This is a genomic window from Gemella haemolysans (assembly GCF_901873445.1).
Taxonomy (GTDB): Bacteria; Bacillota; Bacilli; order Staphylococcales; family Gemellaceae; genus Gemella; species Gemella haemolysans_C.
Window position 1 is genome coordinate 1 of sequence record NZ_CABFLN010000062.1, and the last position, 592, is coordinate 592.

1 protein-coding gene is annotated in these 592 nt (G+C 32.1%); it reads left to right on the forward strand.

The genetic code is table 11. From position 1 onward, the window contains the following. Positions 1-357 (forward strand): IS200/IS605 family transposase (gene tnpA / locus JX287_RS07390; RefSeq protein WP_204644258.1); only part of this gene is annotated, 357 nt, incomplete at its 5' end. Positions 358-592 lie beyond the last annotated feature (235 nt).

Sequence of the window (592 nt, forward strand, 5' to 3'; positions counted from 1 at the left end):
GATATAGTAGATATAATAAAAAGGTTATGTAAGTATAAAGGAGTGGAAATAATAGAAGGACATATAATGCCAGACCATATACATTTGCTACTATCAATACCGCCAAAATATAGTGTATCAAGTTTTATGGGATATCTGAAAGGGAAAAGTTCACTGATGATATTCGATATGCATTCAAATTTGAAATATAAGTACGGAAATAGGAAGTTTTGGGCAGAAGGATACTATGTAAGTACTGTAGGGTTAAATGAAAGTACAATAAGAAAATATATCAGAGAACAAGAAGCGCATGACATTGTAATAGACAAACTGACAACAAAAGAATATACAAATCCATTTGGAAATAAGAAAAAATAGATAAACCCGTTTAACGGGTAGCGGGCGTCAAAATACAATAGGGCTTGAACGAATGTGAAAGCCAGCGCCTTGAGGTACGTGTTAGTAACAAAGGGTTATACCCGAAGAGAAAACCACCCTTTTTCAGGGGTGGTCATTATTTAGTCATTAGTGTTAAAGTTTATGCTTAGAGAAATAGTTGTATAATGTATATAAATATGATAACATTGTTATATACTAGAATAATATAAAGTAC